The organism is Type-D symbiont of Plautia stali (genome assembly GCF_001485335.1).
Lineage (GTDB): Bacteria > Pseudomonadota > Gammaproteobacteria > Enterobacterales > Enterobacteriaceae > Pantoea > Pantoea vagans_C.
Genome location: NZ_BBOC01000164.1, coordinates 1 through 3,414, shown reverse-complemented (window position 1 = coordinate 3,414; position 3,414 = coordinate 1). Strand labels below are relative to the sequence as shown.

At 54.6% G+C, this 3,414-nt stretch carries 7 protein-coding genes; all 7 read left to right on the top strand.

Annotation, left to right across the window (positions count from 1 at the left end; genetic code table 11):
* On the top strand, positions 1-101 hold a 101-nt coding region (locus PSSD_RS28300; protein WP_235589308.1), incomplete at its 5' end, for a hypothetical protein.
* Between the two features lie 230 nt (positions 102-331).
* Complete coding sequence (locus PSSD_RS25640) at positions 332-724, top strand: hypothetical protein (protein ID WP_418903602.1); 393 nt, start codon at positions 332-334, stop codon at positions 722-724.
* A gap of 197 nt (positions 725-921) precedes the next feature.
* The gene (locus PSSD_RS25635) at positions 922-1,653 is read left to right on the top strand and encodes a beta-ketoacyl synthase chain length factor (RefSeq protein WP_058974198.1); all 732 of its coding nucleotides are present in this window, start codon (positions 922-924) and stop codon (positions 1,651-1,653) included.
* Entirely contained in the window at positions 1,643-2,443 is an 801-nt protein-coding gene (locus PSSD_RS25630) for a lysophospholipid acyltransferase family protein (RefSeq protein ID WP_039328913.1), read from the top strand. The genes PSSD_RS25635 and PSSD_RS25630 overlap by 11 nt, the downstream gene beginning before the upstream one ends.
* A gap of 3 nt (positions 2,444-2,446) precedes the next feature.
* The gene (locus PSSD_RS25625) at positions 2,447-2,704 is read left to right on the top strand and encodes a phosphopantetheine-binding protein (RefSeq protein ID WP_034820252.1); all 258 of its coding nucleotides are present in this window, start codon (positions 2,447-2,449) and stop codon (positions 2,702-2,704) included.
* Positions 2,705-2,715: 11 nt separating this feature from the next.
* On the top strand, positions 2,716-2,970 hold the full coding sequence (locus PSSD_RS25620; RefSeq protein ID WP_058974197.1) for an acyl carrier protein: 255 nt from the start codon (positions 2,716-2,718) through the stop codon (positions 2,968-2,970).
* On the top strand, positions 2,970-3,414 hold a 445-nt coding region (locus tag PSSD_RS25615), incomplete at its 3' end, for a COG4648 family protein (protein ID WP_058974196.1). The genes PSSD_RS25620 and PSSD_RS25615, both read left to right, overlap by 1 nt.

The following is a 3,414-nucleotide window of genomic DNA, read 5'->3' as shown; positions in this document are numbered from 1 at the left end:
CACTGTTCAGCACGCAGTTGAACATCGTCTCAGTGAAAAATACGCTGCTGCTGGCGCAAATCGATCTTTATCGTGCCTTGGGCGGCGGTTGGCGAGGTTAAATTTCATGCCGCAACCCCATTTTGCGGCATTTTTTTCGCTGTAAAGCGACCAAATTCAGCTTTTCCCGTGGTATTAGACCGTTCTTAAGTTATTCGTGCTTTTTTTTACTTGTCTTTACATATAGTGGTATTATTTGCGCGCTTTACAAAGTCTGAACGGAATTGTGCATGTAGGTTTACCTGCACGGTCGCCGCCATGTGCGACTTGCTATGACAAGGGAAAAAAGGAAATGATGAATAAAAAAGCTGTTTTCGCATTAGTCATTACCGCCGCGCTGATGAGCGGTTGCGCACCACGCACTGCGCCGATTCAAAATGTGAGCCAGACCGTGGGTCAGAGCTACTCCGATAGCCAGATGCAGCGTGCGATTGTGGAAGCAGGAGCGGCCAACCACTGGGTGATTTCCCCAGCGGGACCTGGCGTGATGAACGGCCAGTTGGCAGAGCGTGGTCATACTGCTGATATTCGTATCACCTACACTGCCAACAGCTATCGTATTGATTATGTCAGCAGTACCAACCTGAAAGCAGGCAGCGGCCAGATTCATCGCAATTACAACCGTTGGATTCAAAACCTGAACCAGGGTATTCAGACACGTCTCGCCGTTCAGGCAGTAAAATAAGCACCATGCATCACGGCTAACACATTGTTGTAAAGTTAGCCGCTATGCTGCCGAAATAGAAAACAGGCGGGCCAGGTGCCCGCCTTGTTAATCGGCGACATCCGCATGAGACGGATGACGGGAATAGAAAGCAAGCAGGGAAGGGATGCCGCACAGCGAAATCTGAACATCCCCGAGGCTGAAGAAAGAATACAGGTATGAAACTCGCTTACACCTTGGTTGACTGGCACGCGATAGCGCCGGGACACAGCACTGCTGACGACTGGCAGCGTTGGGCCGGGCATGCACCGATGCTGGACGCCACACAACCCATCGCGAAACCGCAATTTTTACCAATGATGACGGCGCGCCGCCTCAGCGCTGGCAGCCGTGCGGCAGTGGAGTGCGGCCTGGCACTGCTGGCACGTCAATCGGTTGATGCCATTGTCTTCACCAGCCGCCACGGTGAGTTAGAGCGCAATCTGCGGATTCTCACCGCGCTGGCTGAGCAACAGGCGCTGTCACCGACAGATTTCGCCATGTCAGTGCATAACTCGGCGGTGGGCAGCCTCACCATTGCTGTTCGTCAGCCACTGGTGTCGACCTCAATTTCCGCCGGTATCGACAGTTTCCAGCAGGGATTAGTCGAGGTAACCGCACTGCATCAGGCAGGATATCAGCAGGTATTGCTGGTGGATTTTGAAGGCGTGGTGCCGGACTACTATCGTCCCTGGCTGCCGGAAATCGACCTGTTTAATGCGCCCTATGCAGTGGCGCTGCTGCTGAGTGCCGGAACCGGCTGGCGCTGCGAAAGCCAGGCGTCGAAGCCTGCAGCCTCCTCATTACCGCAAAGTTTACAGTTCCTGCACGCCATGCTGCAGGGTAGCGATCGCGTCACTATCCCGGGCGAACGCCATTACTGGAATTGGGAGCGCGATAATGGCGGATAACGCTCTGTCTCAGCATCGTCGTGCTGGCTTCAATTACTATTGGCGGCTGGTGATGACCGCCGTCAGTTTCACGCTGTTCAGTGTTGGCGGCTTATTGCTCTCGGTCACCTGGTTCAATCTACTGCTGTTACTCCAGCGCGATGGCTTACGTCGCCGGCAAATTGCCCGTAGCAGCATCGCCTGGAGCTTCCGCTGCTTCCTGCGCTTTTGCCGCTTTGTCGGGGTTTACGATTACCAGATTATTGGGGCGGAGTTGCTGCGCAAGGATCGGGGATGCTTGATTGTGGCTAATCATCCCTCATTGATTGATTACGTGATGATTGCCTCGGTACTGCCAGAAATGGATTGTCTGGTCAAAGCTGAGTTACAGCGCAATGTCTTTTTTCGCGGCGTCATCAAGTCAGCAGATTACTTAATTAATAGCGAAGCCGACACGCTACTGCCAGACAGCCAACTGCGCCTGGCGCGGGGTGACACTATCCTGATTTTTCCTGAAGGCACGCGCACGCGCTACGGCGAGCCGCTGAAGTTGCAACGCGGTGCCGCCAATATTGCGGTGCGAGCGGGATGCGATCTGCGCGTGGTACATATTAGCTGCACACAGCGTATGCTCGATAAACAGAGCCGCTGGTATCAGATTCCGCTGGTTAAACCCCTTTTTACTGTACGCGTACAATCGCGTATTGATAGCCATGCCTTTTGTGAAGCCGATGAAGATGCGCAGCCGCTGGCTGCACGTCGCCTGACGCGTCACCTGCAACAGGCGCTGGTCCCTGAAGAGACGACGTAAGTTATGCAAGCACTGATTGACGATATCAAACTGATGATTATCGACACGCTGAATCTGGAAGATATCAGCCCGGACGATATTGAAACCGATGCGCCACTGTTTGGTGAAGGGTTGGGCCTCGATTCGATCGATGCGCTGGAGCTAGGACTGGCGGTGAAAAATCGCTTTGGCGTACAACTTTCAGCCGAGAGCGAAACGCTACGCGCGCACTTTTTTTCCGTGGCCACGCTGGCCGCGTTTGTTGAACAACAGCAAGCCTGAGAACAGTCAAAATGATGAACAAAGACGAAATTTACCAGGAAGTGGCTTCGCTGCTGACCTCGCTGTTTGAAATTGATGCCGATGATATTCGCCCGGACGCGCGTCTGTATGAAGATCTGGAGCTTGATAGCATCGATGCGGTCGACATGGTGGTTCATCTGCAAAAACGCACGGGGCGCAAAATCAAACCTGAAGCGTTTCGCGCCGTGCGTACCGTACAGGATGTGGTGGACGCGGTTGACCAACTGATGCACAACGAAGCCTGATGCCTTTACTCCTGCGCCTGCTCAATGCAATGGCGCTGCTGGCCTGGCCATTTCTGGTATGGCTGGCGATCACGCATCCACAATGGCGTGGGGTGATAGTGGTGCTGGCGCTGGTGTTTGGCTGGCGCATCTGGAGTTTGCGCCGTGCGCAAGGGGCGATGGGCCGGATTATGCTGCTGATGGCGCTGGTGGGGTCGCTGTTGTGTCTCGCCAGTCTGCTGCTGCGCAGCCAGCACTTGCTGTTGTGGTATCCGGTAGTGGTGAATGGCTCGATGCTACTGCTATTCGGTGGTTCGCTGTGGAGCCCGATGCCTCTGGTGGAGCGCTTAGCGCGGTTACGCGAGCCCGAATTGCCACCGCGAGGAGTGAGTTATACCCGCCAGGTGACGCAGGTGTGGTGCGTTTTTTTTATCTTCAATGGCAGCGTGGCGCTGGTCACCTGCC

Bases quoted from the DNA above. Each gene is read 5' to 3' on its own strand.
- PSSD_RS25640 (WP_418903602.1), top strand. From the start codon at position 332: ATGATGAATAAAAAAGCTGTTTTCGCATTAGTCATTACCGCCGCGCTG.
- PSSD_RS25635 (WP_058974198.1), top strand. From the start codon at position 922: ATGAAACTCGCTTACACCTTGGTTGACTGGCACGCGATAGCGCCGGGA.
- PSSD_RS25630 (WP_039328913.1), top strand. From the start codon at position 1,643: ATGGCGGATAACGCTCTGTCTCAGCATCGTCGTGCTGGCTTCAATTAC.
- PSSD_RS25625 (WP_034820252.1), top strand. From the start codon at position 2,447: ATGCAAGCACTGATTGACGATATCAAACTGATGATTATCGACACGCTG.
- PSSD_RS25620 (WP_058974197.1), top strand. From the start codon at position 2,716: ATGATGAACAAAGACGAAATTTACCAGGAAGTGGCTTCGCTGCTGACC.